Below are 19,132 nucleotides of genomic sequence, written 5' to 3' on the forward strand. Positions count from 1 at the left end.
CCGGCGGCAAACCCGCCAACCGCCGCCGCTCAGCCACCTTCTGCAAATTCGTCAACTTACGAATCTCACGCTTCACCCCCGCCAAACCGACCATCCCGTCCAGCCGGGCGAGCAGCACATCCGCCGATTTCCCGTCGGCCCCTTCGCCGGACGGCGGCGCCGCCTCGGGCCCCTTCGAGGCCGTGGGCTCTTCGTCCGGCTTCGGCGGCTCCTCCGCCGGTGTCGGCTCGGTGACCTGCGTGGTCGTCCCGCCGCGCGGCCTGCCGTCCAGCCTGTCCGGCTTCTGGTTGCGCTCGCTGGTCAGGCCGGTCACGTCCATGTGCGCGCCCTCGCCGGCGATGACGCCCGCGCCGTGGTTGTCCACCACCGTGCAGTCGCGGAGGGTGAGCCGGCCGCCCGCCTCCACGCTCACCCCGGCGAGCCCGCTGCCGCTGATCCTCGTCCCGTCCAGCACGACGCGCGCGCCGGGGCCGAGCCCTGCGCCGATCTTTCCCGCGTCGGTGATCCGGCCCCGGACGACCGTGACTTCCGCGTGCGCGGTGAGGGACAGGCCGTTGGTGCCCGCATTCCTGACGTCGCAGTCCTCCAGGAGCGCGACGCCCTTCTCGACGACCACGCCGGTCCGCTGCGGCGACTCCATCTTGATCCGCCGGGCGGTCAGCGAGCCGCCGGTCGCCACCCACAGCGCGTCCGCGCCCGCGTCCTGGATCAGGCAGTCCTCCGCGACCGCCTTGCCCTTCTCCAGGGCGATCAGGGACGACTGGCCCGAGCCGTGGAACGCGCAGTTGCGGATGGCCGCGTCCGCGCGGTCGTCCACCCGGATCCCGGCGCTCGTCGGGTCGCTGATCGTGCACTGCTCGATCAGCGGGCGCGACCCCTCGGTCACCCAGATGCCGTGCCCGCCCGCGTCGCTGATCCGGCACTCCCGGAGGGTCACCGTGCTGCCGCTGCGGATCGCCACCGCGTTGCCCTCCGTCCCGCCGACCGAGGTGCCCTCCATGACCCCGGACGAGGCGCTGTACACGACCGCGCCGTCCTGCACCTGGCACTCCCTGAGCGCCAGCTGCGCGCCGTGGGACGCGCGCACGGCCAGGTCGGAGCGGGTCGTGAACTCGCAGTGCTCCGCCAGGACGCTGCCTTCAGCGAGTTCGAGCGCGAGGCCCTCGGCGCTCCAGTTGCGGACGATCAGTCCCTGCAGCGTCACCTTTCCGGTGACCTCGACCGTCGCGTCCGTGGCGCCGTCCAGCGTGACCGAACCCGGTCCGCCCACGGCCGTCATGACGAAGTCGCCCGAACTGCGGAACCCGGTGTTGGGATACAACCCCGGCTCGATCAGGATGTGCCGCCCGGCGGCGGCGTACGCCAGTGGCGCCTGAAGCGCCTCCAGCACCGTCCGATACGCCCGGGGGGAGGAGTGTGACACGACCAGACGCTGCAACGGGCCTCCTCACGAATCACCGTTCATGGTGCCATGAGGTGAGGCGTGCCCGCCCCGCTCAGCGGACCCCGCGCGGCCTGAACTGGACGCTGATCCGGGGACCCGCCACGCGCGCGCTCTTCGGGATCGCGTGCTCCCACGTCCGCTGGCAGCTTCCGCCCATGACGATGAGGTCGCCGTGCCCCAGCTCGCGGCGGATCGCCGGCCCGCCGCCGCGCGGACGGAGCAGCAGGCTCCTCGGCGTGCCGACCGACAGGATCGCCACCATCGTGTCGTGCGTGGCGCCGCGCCCGATGGTGTCGCCGTGCCACGCGACACTGTCGCGTCCGTCCCGGTAGAGGCAGAGACCGGCCGTCCGGAACGGCTCGCCGAGCTCCTCGGCGTAGTGCTCGTCGAGCGCCGTCTTCGCCTCGTCCAGTACGGGATCGGGCAGTTCCGCATCCTCGTCGTAGAACGCCAGGAGGCGCGGGACGTCCACGACCTTGTCGTACATGCGCCGCCGCTCGGCCCGCCACGGGACGGACGTGAGCAACCGCTCGAACAGCGCGTCCGCGTTGGGAATCCACCCGGGCAGGACGTCCACCCAGGCGCCGCGCTCCAACAGTGTCCGCCGCGCCGCGCTCAGAGACCGCGGACCGCTCTCATCCGTGTCGTCCAGCAACGACCCTTGAAACATCCCCCCACTGTACCCACCCGGGTCAAACACATGTTCGATCGGCGGGTCCGTGAGACGGGGTCAGCGGCGGAAGACCACTGCCAGGACGCGCAGGGAGAGGACCGAGCAGATGACCAGGCCGCAGTAGCCGAAGAACTGGAAGAGGGTCACGTCCCGGGTCATCGCGGGGCCGTCCTTCAGGCCCAGCAGCATCACCGCCATCACGCCGGCGGTCGACGCGAGGATGGTGAGCAGGACCTGCTGGAGGAGACCGGTGACCGTGCGGCGGTCCGACTCGTCGGCGAACAGGCGGACGTTCAGGCTCAGGCGGCCCGCCTCCGCCGCGGCGGTGATGCGGTCCAGACGGCGGGGGAGGCGGCGCAGGATCGGCAGCAGGTTGAGCAGTTCGTCGTTCGCGGCATCGCGCAGGGAGGCCGGGTGGAGCCGTTCTCGCAGGTAGGACTCGCCGAACGCGTGCGCCTCGGTGACGACGCCGAAGCCGGGGGCGAGCTCGCTCAGGCCGCCCTCCAGTGTCGCCAGCGCCCGGAACACCGCCGCGATCTCGGCCGGGACGGCGAGGTCGAACCTCGCGACCAGGCGGAACAGGTCGGTGAACATGGTCATGTCCGGGGCGGCCCCCGGGCCGAGGTGGCGGGCCATGAAGGCGCCGAGCGCGCGGGCGAGGCCCTGCTCGTCCAGTTCGTCCGGGCGGGCCACGACCTCGAGGAACGCGTCCGTCACCGCGACCGCGTCGCCCCGGTTCATGGCGACGAGCATGCGCTGGAGGCAGCCGCGCAGTTCGGTGTCGAGCCGCCCGACGGAGCCGAAGTCGATCAGGCCGAGGCGGCCGTCGTCGAGCAGGAGGATGTTGCCGGGGTGCGGGTCGGCGTGGAAGACGCCGTCCAGGACGATCTGGCGCAGCACCGTGTCGAGGAGGGTGCGCGCGAGGGCGGTCCGGTCCAGGCCGGCGGAGTCGACGCGCGGGCCGGCCTTGCTGAGCGCGACGCCGTCGAGGCGCTGCATGACGAGGACGCGGCTCGTGCAGAGGTCGTCGTGGGGACGGGGGATGACGACGTCGCCGCTGCGCGCGGTGGCCGCGACGGAGGCCATGTTGCGGGCCTCGACGCGGAAGTCGAGTTCCTCGCGCAGCGCGGTCGCGAAGCCGTTCGCGAGGTCGAGGACGCCGAACGACCTGGCCCATCCGGCGCGGTCGTGGAGCGTCCGGGCGAGGCGGCCGACGATGTCGAGGTCGCGTTCGACCACCGCGCGGACGCCCGGCCGCTGGATCTTGACCACGACCTCCTCGCCGGACCGGAGGGCGGCCCGGTGCACCTGCGCGATGGACGCGGCGGCGAGCGGGATCCGGTCGAAGGCGGCGAAGACCTCGTGCGGGTCGCCGAGCTCCTCGCGGAGGACGCGTTCGATCTGCGGCCACGGGACGGGGGCGGCGCTGTCCTGGAGCCGTCCCAGTTCCTGGACGAACTCCGGCGGCAGGACGTCCCTCCGTGTGGACAGGACCTGGCCGAGCTTCACGAACACGACGCCGCCCTGTTCGAGCGCGTGCGTGAACGAGCGCGCGGTGTGTGCGCTCGGGCGGGCGCGGCCGCGCAGGTAGGGACCGAGGCCGTGGCGCAGGAAGATGAACGAGATGCGCCGGTAGCGGCGGGTGCGCGCGATCCGCGACCGCACGTTGCCGAACCAGTGGAGCGGTGACGGCACCGTCCCGGTCGGGACGAACGCCTCCCACAGCACCAGGATCGTCATCGAGACGAGGAGGGCGCACGCGAAGCCGAGGCAGACGAACCACCCCAGCGGCGCGGGGTCCCGGTTCGCGCGCAGGTCGCCGATCAGCGCGCTGATGATCGGGCTCGCGACCGCCTGCCCGACCGCGCCCGCCACGAGCGTCCGGAACAGGGGGAACCGGGTGTCGAGAAGGCTCCTCGCCCCGTACGCCATGACCCAGGTGTTGATCGCCGTTCCGATGAGGAAAGCGATGATCGTTGCCGAACCGTCCATTTTCCGCCGCCCGCAGAATCGTCCTTTTACGTCACGGGGGACGCTAATGAGCGCGGGGGCGGCGCTCTTCCCGCCAGCGGGGGAGCGGCTCGTCCTGACGGGGGATCAGAGCTCGCCGAGCAGGTCCCGGAGGAAGGTCGCGGTACGGGCGGGGCGGGCCGCGCGGATGCCCAGCAGGTCCATGATCTTCTGGTAGCGGACGGCCTCCTGGCCCTCGGGGTAGCGGGCGCCGGTCAGCTGCTCCAGGTAGACCACGTCGTCCAGGTCGTGCTCGGCGAACCGGACGATGGTGATCGGCCCGCCCAGCGCCAGGTGCCCGCCCGCCGCGAAGGGCAGGACCTGCACCTTCACGTTGGCCATGTCCTCCGAAACCGCGATCAGGTGCTCGACCTGGCCGCGCATCGTCCGCGGGCCCCCGATCGGCCTCCGCAGCGCCGCCTCGTCGATCACCGCCCAGAGCGTGGTCGCGCCGGTCGGGCGGTGCAGGACCTCCTGCCGCCGCATCCGCAGGGCGAGGCGCCGTTCGAGGCCGCCATAGGCCGCGTCATGGTGTTCCAGGCCGATGACGGCCCGCGCGTAGTCACGCGTTTGCAGAAGGCCGGGGATGTATTGCACCTCGTAAGTGCGAATCGTCGCCGCCGACTGTTCAAGGCCGAGATACTGCTCGAACCAGCCCGGCACGATATCGCCGTGGCCCTGCCACCAGCCGGGCTTCTTCGCCTCCCGGACGAGTTGGACGAAACCATTCCGTTCGTCCTCGTCCTCGACGCCGTAGAGGGTGAGCAGGTCGAGAACGTCGCGGATCTTGAAGCCGTGCCGTCCGAGCTCCAGCCTGCTCATCTTGGACGCCGAGCCGCGGATCACCTCGCCGGCCTCCGCCCGGCTGAGACCGCTCTCCTCGCGCATCCGCCTTAACCGCGCCCCGAGTTGCATGCGCAACGCGGTGGGACTCGCCAGCCGATTGTCAAGCACCAGGTCTCCAGCGTTCCGTACGTGGTCCGGCAACACTCTCGGAGGGTCTCACAGGCAATGGCGAACGCGCAGGAAACCCCTCGACAGGGATACCTATCTGGCGCAGCGGCTTTACAAATCCCGCCATTGTGTGGAACGCGCGGGCGGGAGCGTTCCAGTAGGGGTCACCGCCGCGGGACGAGCAGGTCCAGATCGGCGCGCGTGACCCGGGCGTCCCCGGCGATCCGGTCACGATCCGTGCCCGCGCCCTCCACGACCTCCAGCGCGCGGGTGAGCATCGTCGGCTGCTCCAGCGGACGGGCCGGGCCCGGCTCCTGGCGCCGCCAGCCGCGCGAGCTCAGCGCGCTCATCGCGTTGCGGTAGACGGACTCCGTCATGATCCCGAGCGTGCGGGCCCGGTAGAGCAGCGCCGCCATGCTGACGCCCCAGGACGCCTTCAGCTCCGCCAGCCGGTCCCAGTCGGGGCCCGCGGGCAGCTCGCCCGCGATGTCGGCCTCCGGCATGAGGAACTCCGCCGCGAACCGGTGCGCCTGGTCCTCGACGATCTTCTCGCCGGGCTCGGCGTCGGCGTGCATCACCAGGTGCCCCAGCTCGTGGGCCGCGTCGAACCGGTTGCGCCAGTAGTCGCCCTTGGCCGGGTTGAAGAACACCATCGGCCTCGGGTGGACGCCGACGCTGAACGCGTCCACCCGCTCGGCCGCCCGCGGCAGCACGAGGACGAGCACGCCGTGGGACTCCAGCAGCCGGACGACGTGCGGCACCGGCCCGGCCCGCTCGACCAGCGCCTTGCGGGTCAGCCTCGCCGCCTCGGCGGGCCCGGGGCCGGCGATCTCCTCCGGCGAGACCGGGTACTCGGGCAGGTCGACCTCGGGCAGGGCGACGAGCCGTTCGAGGACGGCGACGACGTCGGTGGCGATCCGCCCGTAGGCGAGCGCCTGGTCCCGCTCGATCTGCGTCGTCGACCGGAGCGACCGGAAATGGGCCCCGTCCATGGAGACCGGGCTGCGGCCGCTCTGGAAGAACTCGACGGGCACGCCCAGCGCGATCGCCAACCGCCGCACCGTCGGCTCCTCGGGCCGCTGCACGCCCGCCTCGTACTGCCCGATCGCCTTCGGCGTCGTCCCGACGGCCTGCGCGAGCTGGTTCTTGCGCAGGCCCCTGAGCCGCCGGGCGAGCGTCAGCCGCTCGCAGTCGAACAGCACCCCGCGCCACCTTCTGCTAGGCCGTCTTCGTCTCCCTGCGGAGCCGCATCGGGACGTCGTCCTCCCGGTCGTCCCACAGCGGCATCGTCCGCTCGACGAGCTTACGACGTGGATCGGGCCCGATGGTGTCGTCCAGGGGTGTGACCCAGTGCCAGGCGGTGCCGCCGTCGGCGTTCCACCGGGGGCGGCCCAGGAAGAGCTCCATCTCCAGCGGCGCCTCGGTGGCGCTGTGCGCGAGCACCAGCGTCACGACCCCGGGCGTGTCGCGCGCCTCGATGCCCAGCGGGAGGACGAGCTGCGGGTCCTCGACGTAGGTCTGCCTGGCCACGGCCTGCTTGGTGGGGCTGTCGCGGTCCCACCGGATGCCCCTGACGTTCCCGAACTCGTGCCGCTTGAGAAGGACGCGGTACGGCCCGTACCGCCAGCCGGGGGAGCCGTTCAGATCGTCGCGGACGACCTGCGGCTCGGCCTCGAAGACCCGGTCGATCTGCGACGCGAGCGCGTCGAAGGCGCCGACCCCGTACGTCCGCTCCGTGAACCCCGCCGCCCGGCTCAGCCCGCCGAAGACGGCCAGCGTCGCCTCGCGGTGGGCCTCCCGCAGGGCGTGCAGGAAGCCCGCTGCCAAGAGCTCGTCCCAAGCGTCCCTGTCCTCAGCCACGTCCCGACCATAGCCAGAGCCGCCGACATTACGCGCAGCCCTCGAACTCGGGGACCTCGCGGACGAGCGTGAGCCCGCTCTTCCCGAACCACTTGTCCAGCAGGCGGCCGGCCGTCCCGTCCTGGTACATCGTCGTGATGGCCCGGTTCACCGCCTCGCACCCGTCCGCGTCGTCCTTGCGCATCCCGACCCCGTACCGCTCGTCGGTGAAGGGCGCGTTGACGATCCTCAGGTCCGGCGCCGCGAACCCGGCGAGGACCAGGTCGCCGGTGGAGATGGCGTCCACGGTCCCGGACCGCAGCTTCGCCACGCAGTCGCTGTAGGACGATCCCGGGACGGGCCTTGCGGCGATGCTCAGACCGACCACCACCCGCTCGGTCGAGACCGACCCGCTGGCCTGGCACATCTTCCGCCCTGCCAGATCGCGCACGCTCTGGATGCGGGTCTCGCTCCGCCGCACCATGACGTCCTGGTGAGCGACGTAGTAGGGCCCGCCGAAGTGGACGAGCCTGGCCCGGTCCGGTGTGATCGAGTAGGACGCGAGCACCAGGTCGACGGCGTGCTGGTTCAGCAGCTGCTCCCGGTCGTCGGACCTGACCTCGCGGAACGTCACATGGGACGCCCCGAGGCGGCGGGCGATGTAGCCGCCCACGTCGACCTCGAACCCCTGGAGCACCCCGTTCTTCCTCAGCCCTAACCCGGGCTGGTCCGCCTTGACCCCGACCACGATGACGTCCTGGCTGTGGATCGAGGCTTTGGCGGTCGCACATCCCACCAGTGCGAGTGCGAGGGCTAGAAGCACGAAAATGGCGCGCACGAACCATGACTAGCGAGAGAAAACGGCCGCCGGATGAACGTGAGGCGACCCTCCAATGCCGGCTGGTGAACCTCTCGGCACCCTTACCGCCGTCGCACGCGCCCAGGTCGCCAAATGGCCTGATGGCCGCCGAGGCGATATGCCTCCGGCGGCCGTCAGGCGCACTTCGCTGAAGTCAGCCGTGGACTCGGTGCATCCCCTGCGCCAGGCGGCCGGTGGCGCCTCGCTTACCCCTGAGCGTGACGACGCCCATCATGAGGAGCCAGTAGCTGAGGATGGCGCCCAGGGAGGCGGTGGTGCCCCAGCCGTTGGCTGCGTAGAAGAACGACGGGTCGTTGCCGAAGAAGAGCGAGGGAATGAAGGCGAAGTTGACCGCGGCCAGCACGTAGGCGGACTTCCCCGTCCAGCGCGGCAGCGCACCGGTCTTCGTCACCGCGTAGCCCAGCGCGACCAGGAAGAACCCCAGCAGCATGCGACCGATGGACCCGTACAGGATGTACGTCCCGCTGACGGAGATGGTCGGGTCGATCGGACGGTCGGCGGCGATGACGGCCCCGGCCTCGAGGCCGCTGGAGATGAGGGTGACCAGAACGTAGGCGAGCCCGGCGGCGAAGGCGAAGTTCCCGGCCCATTCGTACCGCGGGTCGACGCTCTTGACGAGTTCGCGGAAGCCCGTCACGAAGAGGAGCAGGAATCCGAGGGCCAGGATTCCGAGGAGAAGGCGGGAGAGGACATTGGAGTCCGGCGGCGGGCCCGAGTAGACGAAGTACAGCGGAACCTCGACGATGAGGGCGACGGCGGCGGCGAGGCACGACCATCCGGTGAAGCGCCGGGCGAGAACTGTGTCCACGAGAGTGCCTTTCTCAAGTGCGAGTGGGGGGCGGCATCCGCGGAACACTTTGCCGGGCGGGACACGGCCTGTCCGTGGGCGTGCCCCCCGCATCGCGGTAGAGCTATGCCTACCTTCCCGGCACCCGCCTCACGTCGCCTTGCGACTCCGCCGCTCCCGGCTGCTCCTCACGGGCGCGGCCTTTCCGTCGGCGACGAGCCGCTCGTGCTGCTGCCATCCCTGGAGCCACTTCCACCCGGAACCGAGCGCCGCGGTCGTCGCGGCCACCATGAACGTCGTCACCTGCGTCTCGTCGAGGTGAGCCCCGGGCACGAGCTGCGCCACGACTCCGGCGAGCCAACCGGCCGCCACGGCGAACACGGGCGTGAACAACGCGACTCCACGTCCGAGCCAGGACGCCTCCCCGTCCCGGGTCTCGGCGCTCTCAGCCGTTTCCGATGGGACGTCCTCAACCGAACCGTCCACCACAGGACCACACTCCAAGACAAGCGGAAGGACGCTCCGCCGCCGCGCCCTTCATGCGACTTCGACCGCCTCAGAGTGCCGCGCCGAGCGCGTGCCCGTCCCCGGAACCCGCCAACCGTCCCCGAAAACGGCCGATAATCGGCGTGGGCGCTCAGAGCGCCAGGTATTCGTGGACCGAGCGGACGGCCGTGGCGCCCTCACCGACCGCCGAGGCGACCCGCTTGATCGAGTCCTTCCGCACGTCTCCCGCGGCGAAGACGCCGGGCATGCTCGTCTCCAGCGGCATCGGGTCCCGGTCGAGGGGCCAGCGGGGCGGGTCCCGGTCGTAGATCTCGCGGCCCGTGAGCAGGTAGCCGTGCTCGTCGCCGGCGACGCCGTCCGGGAGCCACCGCGTGTGCGGCTCCCCTCCGATCATGATGAAGAGCGCGGCGGCCGGGACGCGTTCGGTGGTGCCCGCCGCCCGGTCCGCGAGCGTCAGGGACCGCAGGCGTTCGCCGCCGCCGCACCCGACCACCTCGGTCCGCTGGCGGACGACGATGTTCGGCGTCGTCTCGATGGCGCGCACCAGGTAGGTCGACGCCGACTTCGCCAGGCTGTCGCCCCGGACGACGAGCGTGACCGTGCGAGCGTGCTTGGCCAGGTGCAGCGCGCCCTGGCCGGCCGAGTTCCCGGCGCCCACGATGAAGACGTCCTGGCCCCGCATCGCGCGGCTCTCGCCCACGGCCATGCCGTAGAACACTCCGGTGCCGACGAGGTCCTCCAGGCCGGGGACGCCGAGCCGCCGCCAGTCGATGCCCGTGGAGATCAGCACCGCGCGTGCGCTGACCTCGGAGCCGTCCGCCATGCGGACCACCCGCCGGTCGCCGCGGCCTTCGAGGGCGACCGCCTGCTGGGCGAAGACGATGTGCGCGCCCATCAGCCACGCCTGCTCGCAGGTCCGCTCCATCAGGTAGCCGCCGGCGATGCCGTGGGGGAACCCCGGATAGTTCCTGATCATCGGGCTCGTCCCGGCCTGCCCGCCCGAGAAGGCGCGCTCCAGCAGCACGGTGTCGAGCCCCTCGGACGCCGCGTACACGGCCGCCGTCAGCCCGGCCGACCCGGCGCCGACGATCGCGATGTCGCAGACCTCCAGGTCGTTCACGACGCTGACGCCGATCGCGCAGGCGAGATCGGAGACCTGCGGGTCCACGTACGCCCGGCCGTCGTAGCGGATCACCACCGGCAGCCGGGACGCGTCGACGCCGGCCTCCCGCAGCAGCCGCCGCCCGGTCTCCTCGCCGGGCGGGTGGACCACGAACGGCAGGTTGAAGCGCGCCATCACGTCGCGCAGCCGCAGCACCCGGGGGTCGTCCAATTCGGCGACGACGCGGAACAGCTCGAACGTCGGTTCCTGCTCCTCCGTCCACGAGGACAGGAACTCGCTCACCGCGCGGTGCATCGTCTCGTCGTTCGTCCACGGCCGGACGAGGTGGTAGTCGGCGTACCCGAGGGCGATCGCCTGGACGGCCGGACTGGTCGAGGTGTAGTCGCGGTCCACCATCAGCACGCGCTTGGCATTGGGATACGACTCATGCGCCCGCGTGAGGACGTCGGCGCAGGCGTCGTCCACCATCAGCAGCGCGACGGATTCCTTCGCCTGCGCCATTTCCTCCAGCGCGTCGCGGGCCTCCCCGGGCGAACTCGCACCCTTCACCGTGAACGCCTCGCCCAGCCGTCGCGTGAGGTCGGCGAGCAGTACACGCCGCGAACCCGCGTCGTGATCCACCACGAGAATGACCGGTGCCATCACCTCTACCAGCGTAATCGCCGCCGCCGGACCGGAAGGGCGACCGCGGCCGTCCGGGCGCGGGGCGGCCTCCGGGGGCCGGGTCCGTCGCCTGGGACGCCCGGCGCCTGCCTCCCCTGCCGGGCACGGGAATCCGGGCGCGGGGATCTTGCCCGGTCGGTGGGCGTCGGTCCGGTGGGTGCCGATCAACCGATTCCAACCTTTTGCCGGATGTTTGGCCCGGCCGGAGCGGTGCGCCCCCGCCTGCTGGGCGCAGGGCGCAGGGTAGAACGTGTTCTTGTGTTTTGCGGGTGGAGCTAGGAGGCTGGGCGCATGGACCTGGTTGCCCTGGAAGAGATTCGGCGGCTCAAGTACCGGTACCTGCGGTGCGTCGACCTGAAGCTGTGGGACGAGTTCGCCGAGGTGTTCACCGAGGACGCGGTGGCGGAGTACGACACGCCCGTGCTCGGTAAGACGCTCAGGCTGGAGGGGCGGGACGCGATCGTCGAGTACATGCGGTCCAACCTCGGGCCGGACAAGATCAGCGCGCACACGGCCGGATGCCCGGAGATCGACCTCGACGGGGACCGGGCGACGGGGATCTGGTCGCTGGACGACACGATCGTCCTCCCGGGGGACCGGCTGCTCATCCGGGGCGCCGCCTTCTACCACGACGTCTACCGGCGGGACGGCGGCCGATGGCGGGTCGAGAAGACCGGGCACCGGCGGACCTACGAGTACATGGTGTCGCTGGACGACGCGCCGAGCCTGAAGTTCACCACCTCCCATTGAGCGGGACGCGGGTGTTGCCGCCCACTTAGAACGCGTTCTAATCTCCGTTCCGCCAGAGCACGGCCTCGCGCCCGCGAACCGAGGAGAGCCCGGTGGCCACCGACCCAGCCGAAGGCAGCACCGACCGCCTGGGCGCCGCGACGCGCTCGTTCGCCGACGCGGTCGTGGAGGCGGAGCGGATCGTCCGCGCCGCGCCGCACGTCAAGACCGACCAGGACCTGGCCGAGGGCCTCGACTACCTGGCCGGCAGCATCAAGGCGTCGCTGCACATGGTGGGCGCCTACCAGCAGGACTATCCGTTCTTCGCGTCGTCCACCGGGCCGTACACCAAGCTCGGGCTCGACAATCCCGACACGCTGTACTTCCACGCGTACATCCGGGACGACGCCGAATACGTCGTGACCGGGCGCCGGGGCACGACCGCCGACCTCAGTTTCCAGATCATGAACGGCGACTACTCGCCCGCGAAGTCGCCCGACAGCCTCACCGCGTTCGACGACCGCGAGCTGGACATCGCGAAGGACGGGACGTTCCAGCTGCGGTTCGGCCCGCCGAGACGGGACGCCGGGCCCGGATACGTCGCGCTCGCCCCCGGCTCCGCGATGCTCATCGTGCGCGAGGTCTTCAGCGACTGGGAGAGCGAGAGACGGGGGGAGATCCGCATTCACCGGGCGGACACGCTCGGGACCTCGCCGCTGCCCGTCCCGTCCGACCGGATGGCCAGGCGGTACGAGATAGCGGGCAGAATGCTGGTGTCCCGGATCCGCACCTTCCTGGCCTTCCCCGAATGGCACTACCTGCAACTGCCGGTCAACACGCTCACCGAGCCGCGGCCCACGCCCGGCGGGCTGGCGACGCAGTTCTCGTCCGTCGGTCACTACGACCTGGACGAGGACGAGGCGATGGTCATCACCGCCCCGGCCGCCGACCGTGAAGTGGCGCCCTACCAGGGCTTCCAGCTCGGCAGCATGTGGTACGTCTCGCTCGACTACATCAACCACCAGACGAGCCTCACCACCGACCAGGCCCGCGTGGACGAGGACGGCATGATCCGGTACGTCGTCAGCGAGCGCGATCCCGGGCTCGCCAACTGGATCGAGCGGACCGGGCACCGCCGCGGTTACCTGCAGTTCCGCTGGCAGCGCCTCACCCGGGACCTCACGCCCGAGGACGGGCCGAGCGTCGAGGTCGTGCCGTTCGAGGACCTGCCGCGCGCCCTGCCCTTCCACGAGGGCCAGCGCGTCGGGAGAGAGGAATGGGCGGAGCGGATCGCCGCCCGCCAGACCGCCGTCGCGAAGAGGATGCTCGGCTGATGGGCACGGGACTGCTGGACGGCAAGGTCGTCGTCGTCTCCGGCGTGGGCCCGGGACTCGGCCGGGGGCTCGCGCTCCAGTGCGCCAAGGCCGGGGCCGACGTCGTGCTGGCCGCGCGCAACGAGGAGCGGCTCGCCGAGGTCGCCAAGGAGGTCGAGGAGCTCGGGCGGCGGACCGCGACCGTCCCGACCGACATCCGGGACGCGGCGGCCTGCGAGCGGCTCGCCGAGGCCGCGCGGGAGGCGTTCGGCCGGGTGGACGGCCTGGTCAACAACGCCTTCGCCACCCCGCCGCTGACCGATCTGACGAAGGTCGACCTCGACGCGGTGCGGGCGGGCTTCGAGACCAACGTCCTCGCCGCACTCCATTTGACCAGGCTGTTCGTCCCGGCGCTGGAAGAGACCCGCGGCTCCGTCGTCATGATCAACTCGGCGGTGCTGCGGCATTCCCGGCGGACGTTCGGCGCCTACAAGATGGCCAAGGCGGCGCTGCTGGCGATGGCGCAGAACCTGTCCACCGAGCTCGGGCCGCGCGGGATCCGCGTCAACACGATCGCGCCCGGCTACATCTGGGCGCCCAACCTCAAGTGGTACTTCCACCACCTCGCGGAGAAGCGCGGCGTGACGGCGCAGCAGGTCTACGACGAGAACGCCGCGACGACCGACCTGCGCAAGCTGCCCGAGCCCGACGAGGTCGCCGACGCCGCCGTGTTCATGCTGTCGCCGCTGGCCCGCGCCGTCACCGGTCAGTGCCTGGACGTCAACTCCGGCGAGTGGCACCACTAGGAAGGGCGGACCGATGACGAACGGTCGCGACAGCGTGGGGACCGTCGAGGACCTCCACGCCTCGGCCAGCAAGATCACCGGAACGGACGACTTCGGCGGCGACGAGTACCTCGACGGTCTGAAGGTGCTGCTGGAGTCGCTGGCCGGGGACGCCGGGCTCACACCGCTCGGCAACAAGGCGCAGCGCGCGCTGCTGCGCGGCGCCCTGGTGGCCCGGCAGTTCTCCGAGACGGCCTGGCGGCGGCACCCCGAACACGCGGACGTCGCCGTCGAGCGGCCGATCTTCGTGACCGGCCTGCCCCGCACCGGGACCACGGCGCTGCACCGGCTCCTCACCGCCGACCCCGCGCACCAGGGACTCGACCTGTGGCTCGCCGAGGTGCCGCAGCCGCGGCCGCCGCGCGGGACCTGGGCCGACGACCCGGTCTTCCAGGCGATCGACGCCGGATACCGGCGGCACCACGTGGAGAACCCCGAGTTCATGGGCGTCCACTACATCTCGGCGGACTCGGTCGAGGAGTGCTGGCAGCTGCTCCGCCAGAGCATGCTGTCGATCTCGTTCGAGTGCCTGGCGCACCTGCCGACCTACTCGTCCTGGCTCGCCGGGCAGGACTGGACGGACGCCTACCGCAGGCACCGGCGCAACCTCCGGCTCATCGGCCTGAACGACCCCGGCCGGCGCTGGGTGCTGAAGAACCCCAGCCACCTGTTCGCGCTGGACGCGCTGCTGGAGGTCTACCCCGACGCGCTGATCGTCCAGACGCACCGCAGGCCGCGCACCGCGATGGCGTCCATGTGCAGCCTCGCCGCGCACGCCACCGCCGGATGGTCGGACGTGTTCACCGGCGCCACGATCGGCCGCGACCAGCTCGACCTGTGGAGCCGGGGCCTCGACCGGTTCCGCGCCGAACGGGGGCGGCACGACCCCGCGCGGTTCGCGGACGTCCACTACGACGACTTCGTCCGCGACCCGATCGGCACGGTCGAGTCCGTCTACGCGCAGTTCGGGCTGCCGCTGACGGACGACGCCCGCGCCGCCATGACGAGGCTCCACGGCGAGAGCTCCACCGGCGCGGCGAAACCCGCCCACCGGTACTCGCTCGCGGACTTCGGGCTCACCCCGGAGCAGGTCGACGAGCGCTTCGCCGACTACGCCGCCGGACTCCGGTGAGCCGCGAACCCGCCTGACGGCGCGGCGTCTCCGCGTCTCAGCGGGTCGGCTCGGGGGCGCGCCGCGGGACCGGCGGCGCCGGGGACGTCCGGGCCGTCCGGTCCGGTCCGGGCATGAACAGGCCGGCGAGAGCACCGGCCAGCGACAGCGCGCCCGTGAGGGTGAGGGCGGGTCCGAAGCCGTCGGAGAAGGTCTCCGCGGTCCCGTAGCCGCCCTTGGCGGTGAACAGCGCGGCGGCGACCGCGACGCCGAGCACCGCGGCGAGCTGCCGCAGGGCGTTGAAGACGCCGGACGCCTTGCCGATCTCCCGCGCCGCGACGGAGTTGATGACCGCGGTCTGCGCGGCGGGCATCGCCATGCTGATCCCGGCCCCCGCGACGACCATGGGCGCGATCAGCTCCGGATAGGCGGTCGAAGGCCCGGCGGTGAGGCCGATCCATCCCAGCCCGATGCCCTGCAGGGCCAGTCCGGCGGCGGTGAGGGGACGAGCCCCGACCCGGTTCACGAGCGCCCCCGCGGCGGGCGCCACCACGGTCACGGTCGCCGTCCACGGAACGAGCTGGAGCCCGGCGGTCATCGGCCCGGCCCCGAGCACCGTCTGGAGGAACTGGGCCATGAAGAACAGCGAGCCGTACAGCGCCGCGTACATGAGGAGCCCGGCGGCGTTGCCCGCGGAGAAACCGCGCGAGCGCAGCAGCCGCATCGGCACCATCGGCTCCCGGACGCGCAGCTCCCACGCGACGAAGGCCGCCAGCAGCAGGGCCCCGGCCGCCAGCGCGGCGTCCACCTCGAAGGCGTCCCAGCCGGAGCCGTCGGCGCGGATCAGGCCCCAGACCAGCCCGAGCGCGCCGCCCGTCACCAGCAGGACGCCGCCGAGGTCGAAGGAGGCGCCGCCGCCCCGGCTCTCCGGGACGTACCGGAGCACCAGCGGGACGACCACCAGCCCGATCGGCACGTTGAGCCAGAAGATCCACTGCCAGGCCAGCCCCTCGGTGACGACTCCGCCGACCACCGGCCCGGCCACCACCGCCAGGCCGGTGACCCCGGCGAAGACGCCGAGGGCCCGGGCGCGCCGCTCGGGCGGGAACCCGGCGCTCAGCAGCGCCATCGCCAGCGGCATCACCAGCGCGGACCCGCACCCCTGGACGGCGCGGGCGGCGATCAGCCAGCCGATGCCGGGCGCCGCCGCGCAGGCCGCCGAGGCGGCCGTGAACAGGCCGAGCCCGCTCACGAACATCCGCCGGCGCCCGAAACGGTCGCCCAGCGCGGCGCCGGTCATCAGCAGGACGGCGAAACTGAGGCCGTAGGCGTTCACGGTCCATTCGAGCTGTTCCATGGTGGCGGACAGGTCCAGCCGGATCCTGGCCAGCGCGGTCGTCACCACCGTCGCGTCCAGCGCCACCATCAGCGACGCCGTCGCGGTCAGGCCGAGCAGCCTGCCGCTTGTCCTCTGCGCCATGCGCGTTCCCTCCAGGTAGTCAGGCGAGGCTCGCCATCGCCTGTACAAACCGGCCGCGCGGGCGATATTCAGCGGGCGGAAGCCGACGAGTCCGGCCCTGGCCTCCGGTCAGTACATGGGGAGGTGCGTCCTGATGAAGACCGATGAGAGAGATGCCGGGCCCGAGGAGTTCGGGCGGATGACGGATCCGTTCCGGCGGGAGCTGCTGGCCTACTGCTACCGGATGCTCGGTTCCGTCCACGACGCCGAGGACCTGGTCCAGGAGGTGTACCTGCGCGCGTGGCGGTCGTATGCGACCTTCGACGGCCGGGCGTCGCTGCGCACGTGGCTGTACCGGATCGCGACGAACGCCTGCCTGAACGCCCTGGAGCACAGCAGCCGGCGGGTGCTGCCGTCCGGTCTCGCGTCGCCGACCGACGACGTGCCGCCGCCCGGGTCGCGCGTCCCGGAGGTGCCCTGGCTGGGGCCCCTGCCCGACCGCCTCGTCGGCGGGGTGCCGGAGGATCCGGCGACGGTCGTCGCCGAGCGGGCCGGGCTGCGGCTGGCGTTGATCGCGGCGTTGCAGTACCTGCCGGCCAGGCAGCGGGCCGTGCTGGTCCTGCGGGACGTGCTGGGATGGCCCGCCGCGGAGGTCGCCGGAATGCTCGGGATGACCGGTGCGGGGGTCAACAGCACGCTGCTGCGCGCCCGGTCCCGCCTGGAGCGGCTCGTCCCCGCCAGCGACGAGATCACCGAGCCGGACGAGCCGGGGCGCCGCGAGCTGCTCGACCGGTTCGCCAGGGCCTTCGAGACGGTCGACATCCCCGCGCTCACCCGGCTCCTCACCGAGCAGGCGGCCTGGGAGATGCCGCCCGTTCCGCACTGGTTCAGCGGCCGTGAGGCCATCGGCCGGCTGCTCGCCGCCCGGCTGCCCTCCGGCCGGGATCCCAACCTGCTCGTCCCCGTCCATGCGAACGGCCAGCCCGCCTTCGGAGCGTACCTGCGCGGCGACGACGGCGTTCTGCACGCGCATTCCATCATGGTCATCACTCCCACCCATTCCGGAATCGCGCACATTTCGAGTTTTATGGACCCGTCCCTTTTCGATGACTTCGACCTTCCGCGGGTCCACGTGTGATCGTGCTCGCCCCGTCCGCCGCGTCCCCGCTTTTACGGAACGCGGCGGACGGGTAGGTCACGGGGCATCACCGCAGGTGCTCTTTGGGGGACGAGCCCGATGACGAAAGCACTGCCGCCCACCAGCCGGAATCGCGCGAGCCTGGCGTACCGGCTTCGCTATGCCGCGCAGAACCCGGAAAAGATCGGCACATATCTGTCACGAGTGGCACGAGATCTGAAATTCCGGGTCTCCAGCCGTGACCACGTCGCCTACTACCGGGCCGTCATGAAGGCGGACGCGGCCAGGAGCCCGGAGGCCGCCGTCGGCAGCCCGACCCGCGAACGCTGGCTCGCCCTCGGCCAGATGCAGTTCGACTACCTGCTCAGGCACGGTCTCAAGCCGGACGACCGCCTCCTGGAGATCGGCTGCGGCAACCTGCGCGCCGGCTGGCGGTTCATCGACCACCTCGACGCCGGCAACTACTACGGCATCGACATCTCGCCCGACATCCTGCTCGCCGCGCAGCACACCCTCGTCCGCAACGACCTCCGCGAGAAACTGCCGCACCTGACGCTGGTCGGCGACCTGAAACTGCGCTTCCTCCCGGCGGAGCACTTCACGGTCGTGCACGCGCACAGCGTTTTCAGCCACTCGCCGCTGGAGGTCATCGACGAATGCCTCGCGAATGTGGGGCGCGTCATGGCCCCCGGCGGATTCTTCGACTTCACCTTCGACCGCACCGACGGAACCGAGCACCACGTGCTGCGCGAGGACTTCTACTACCGCACCGAGACCCTGACGTCCCTGGCCGAAAGCCACGGCTTCACCGCCCGTTTCATGGACGACTGGGAAGAGCTCCCGCACGGCCAATCCAAGATCCGCGTCACCCGGTGAGGAGGCCGGGGAGGCGCGGCGCCGCTCGTGCGGAGGTTCCCGCGGCTTTACGTCCGCGAGGGTTTGGTCCGCTCCGCCCTGCGGGATCTTCGGCAGGTCGGGGTGACGTCAGATCGGGGAGACGATGAACTTCGCTCGGACCGCACGCGCCGCGCTCGTCACGGCCGCGCCGGTACTGTTGGCGAGCGCGCTCCTGGCCGGTTGCAGCGACGATCCCACGGAGACCGACGTGTCGCCCGCGGCCGGGGTGGCCGGGCAGATCGGGCAGGTCGCCATCCGCAACCTCTTCGTCCTCGGCGGCGAGGAAGGGCGGACGATCGCGCAGGGCGGGTCGGCGCCCGTCTACCTCACCATGGTCAACTCGCCCAGCGAGGTCGAGAGCTTCAACGCCTCCGGGAGCCCGGCCCCCCGGCCCGGGACCGACACGCTGACGTCGGTCTCCTCGCCCCAGGCCGCGTCCGCCGAGATCGTCGGCGGGACCATCGCCCTCCCGGCCGGCCGGGACGTCCAGGTCGGGCCGGCGCCAAAGATCATCTTGCGCGGGCTCAGGAAGCCGCTGCAGTCCGGCGAGCTCGTTCCGCTCACCCTGCGTTTCCAGCACGCGGGCAGCGGGTCCCTGAACGCCCCGGTCCAGGCCCGCCAGGGCGACCTGCAGAGCTACTCCCCGGCGCCCTGACGCCGTGACCCGTCCGACACCCCGCGACCTGCATCATCCGGACGCGGGAGGGAAGGCAGAAGCGGTGTGGGAACCCCCCAGGCCTCCGTCGCCGTGCCATGCCCC

Annotated in this window: 18 protein-coding genes; 7 read left to right on the forward strand and 11 right to left on the reverse strand. The window is 71.6% G+C overall.

Translation table 11 applies throughout. The annotated features are described in order from the left end of the window. The 10 genes from AB0H37_RS39365 to AB0H37_RS39410 all read right to left on the reverse strand — a co-directional run. The coding region (locus AB0H37_RS39365) for a right-handed parallel beta-helix repeat-containing protein (protein WP_360617734.1) at window positions 1–1,423 on the reverse strand (1,423 nt) is incomplete at its 3' end. A 73-nt stretch (window positions 1,424–1,496) separates the two neighbouring features. Then, window positions 1,497–2,114, reverse strand: a complete 618-nt coding sequence (locus tag AB0H37_RS39370; protein ID WP_179832010.1) for an alpha-ketoglutarate-dependent dioxygenase AlkB — start codon at window positions 2,112–2,114, stop codon at window positions 1,497–1,499. Between the two features lie 60 nt (window positions 2,115–2,174). Then, a complete protein-coding gene (locus tag AB0H37_RS39375) occupies window positions 2,175–4,109 on the reverse strand; it encodes an AarF/UbiB family protein (protein ID WP_360617736.1) in 1,935 nt (644 codons plus the stop codon). A 105-nt stretch (window positions 4,110–4,214) separates the two neighbouring features. Continuing rightward, window positions 4,215–5,042 (reverse strand): helix-turn-helix transcriptional regulator, encoded by an 828-nt coding sequence (locus AB0H37_RS39380; protein WP_329098427.1) that lies wholly within the window; start codon window positions 5,040–5,042, stop codon window positions 4,215–4,217. A 203-nt stretch (window positions 5,043–5,245) separates the two neighbouring features. Beyond that, window positions 5,246–6,283 (reverse strand): XRE family transcriptional regulator, encoded by a 1,038-nt coding sequence (locus AB0H37_RS39385; RefSeq protein WP_360617738.1) that lies wholly within the window; start codon window positions 6,281–6,283, stop codon window positions 5,246–5,248. Window positions 6,284–6,299: 16 nt separating this feature from the next. Then, window positions 6,300–6,941, reverse strand: a complete 642-nt coding sequence (locus AB0H37_RS39390) for a hypothetical protein (RefSeq protein ID WP_329096304.1) — start codon at window positions 6,939–6,941, stop codon at window positions 6,300–6,302. Between the two features lie 28 nt (window positions 6,942–6,969). Next, window positions 6,970–7,758, reverse strand: a complete 789-nt coding sequence (locus AB0H37_RS39395) for a glutamate ABC transporter substrate-binding protein (protein WP_360617741.1) — start codon at window positions 7,756–7,758, stop codon at window positions 6,970–6,972. 175 nt (window positions 7,759–7,933) lie between these two features. Then, window positions 7,934–8,608 carry a hypothetical protein gene (locus tag AB0H37_RS39400; protein WP_360617743.1) on the reverse strand — a complete coding sequence of 225 codons (675 nt, stop codon included), beginning with the start codon at window positions 8,606–8,608 and terminating at the stop codon, window positions 7,934–7,936. 129 nt (window positions 8,609–8,737) lie between these two features. After that, the gene (locus AB0H37_RS39405; protein ID WP_179832016.1) at window positions 8,738–8,980 is read right to left on the reverse strand and encodes a hypothetical protein; all 243 of its coding nucleotides are present in this window, start codon (window positions 8,978–8,980) and stop codon (window positions 8,738–8,740) included. A 244-nt stretch (window positions 8,981–9,224) separates the two neighbouring features. Then, window positions 9,225–10,859: an FAD-dependent oxidoreductase gene (locus AB0H37_RS39410; RefSeq protein WP_360617745.1), complete on the reverse strand. Its 1,635-nt coding sequence runs from the start codon at window positions 10,857–10,859 to the stop codon at window positions 9,225–9,227. A 312-nt stretch (window positions 10,860–11,171) separates the two neighbouring features. On the opposite strand from AB0H37_RS39410, the gene AB0H37_RS39415 reads away from it, so the two are divergent. The 4 genes from AB0H37_RS39415 to AB0H37_RS39430 all read left to right on the forward strand — a co-directional run bounded on the left by AB0H37_RS39415 (window position 11,172) and on the right by AB0H37_RS39430 (window position 14,899). Next, entirely contained in the window at window positions 11,172–11,630 is a 459-nt protein-coding gene (locus AB0H37_RS39415) for a nuclear transport factor 2 family protein (RefSeq protein ID WP_360617746.1), read from the forward strand. A 92-nt stretch (window positions 11,631–11,722) separates the two neighbouring features. After that, window positions 11,723–12,943 carry a hypothetical protein gene (locus tag AB0H37_RS39420; protein ID WP_229810248.1) on the forward strand — a complete coding sequence of 407 codons (1,221 nt, stop codon included), beginning with the start codon at window positions 11,723–11,725 and terminating at the stop codon, window positions 12,941–12,943. Further along, window positions 12,943–13,728: an SDR family oxidoreductase gene (locus AB0H37_RS39425; RefSeq protein ID WP_360617748.1), complete on the forward strand. Its 786-nt coding sequence runs from the start codon at window positions 12,943–12,945 to the stop codon at window positions 13,726–13,728. The genes AB0H37_RS39420 and AB0H37_RS39425 overlap by 1 nt, the downstream gene beginning before the upstream one ends. A 13-nt stretch (window positions 13,729–13,741) precedes the next feature. After that, a complete protein-coding gene (locus AB0H37_RS39430; protein WP_360617750.1) occupies window positions 13,742–14,899 on the forward strand; it encodes a sulfotransferase in 1,158 nt (385 codons plus the stop codon). Window positions 14,900–14,936: 37 nt separating this feature from the next. On the opposite strand, the gene AB0H37_RS39435 is transcribed toward AB0H37_RS39430, so the two are convergent. Then, window positions 14,937–16,358 (reverse strand): MFS transporter, encoded by a 1,422-nt coding sequence (locus AB0H37_RS39435; RefSeq protein ID WP_360617751.1) that lies wholly within the window; start codon window positions 16,356–16,358, stop codon window positions 14,937–14,939. Window positions 16,359–16,491: 133 nt separating this feature from the next. Between AB0H37_RS39435 and AB0H37_RS39440 the strand changes: the two genes are divergently transcribed. The 3 genes from AB0H37_RS39440 to AB0H37_RS39450 all read left to right on the forward strand — a co-directional run bounded on the left by AB0H37_RS39440 (window position 16,492) and on the right by AB0H37_RS39450 (window position 19,027). Beyond that, window positions 16,492–17,475 carry a sigma-70 family RNA polymerase sigma factor gene (locus AB0H37_RS39440; protein WP_329096283.1) on the forward strand — a complete coding sequence of 328 codons (984 nt, stop codon included), beginning with the start codon at window positions 16,492–16,494 and terminating at the stop codon, window positions 17,473–17,475. A gap of 99 nt (window positions 17,476–17,574) precedes the next feature. After that, window positions 17,575–18,351 carry a class I SAM-dependent methyltransferase gene (locus AB0H37_RS39445; protein WP_179832023.1) on the forward strand — a complete coding sequence of 259 codons (777 nt, stop codon included), beginning with the start codon at window positions 17,575–17,577 and terminating at the stop codon, window positions 18,349–18,351. 124 nt (window positions 18,352–18,475) lie between these two features. Next, window positions 18,476–19,027, forward strand: a complete 552-nt coding sequence (locus AB0H37_RS39450; RefSeq protein ID WP_360617752.1) for a hypothetical protein — start codon at window positions 18,476–18,478, stop codon at window positions 19,025–19,027. The last annotated feature ends 105 nt before the right edge of the window (window positions 19,028–19,132 follow it).

The sequence above is a fragment of the Actinomadura sp. NPDC023710 genome (genome assembly GCF_040639875.1).
In the GTDB taxonomy this organism is placed as follows: Bacteria; Actinomycetota; Actinomycetes; order Streptosporangiales; family Streptosporangiaceae; genus Spirillospora; species Spirillospora citrea.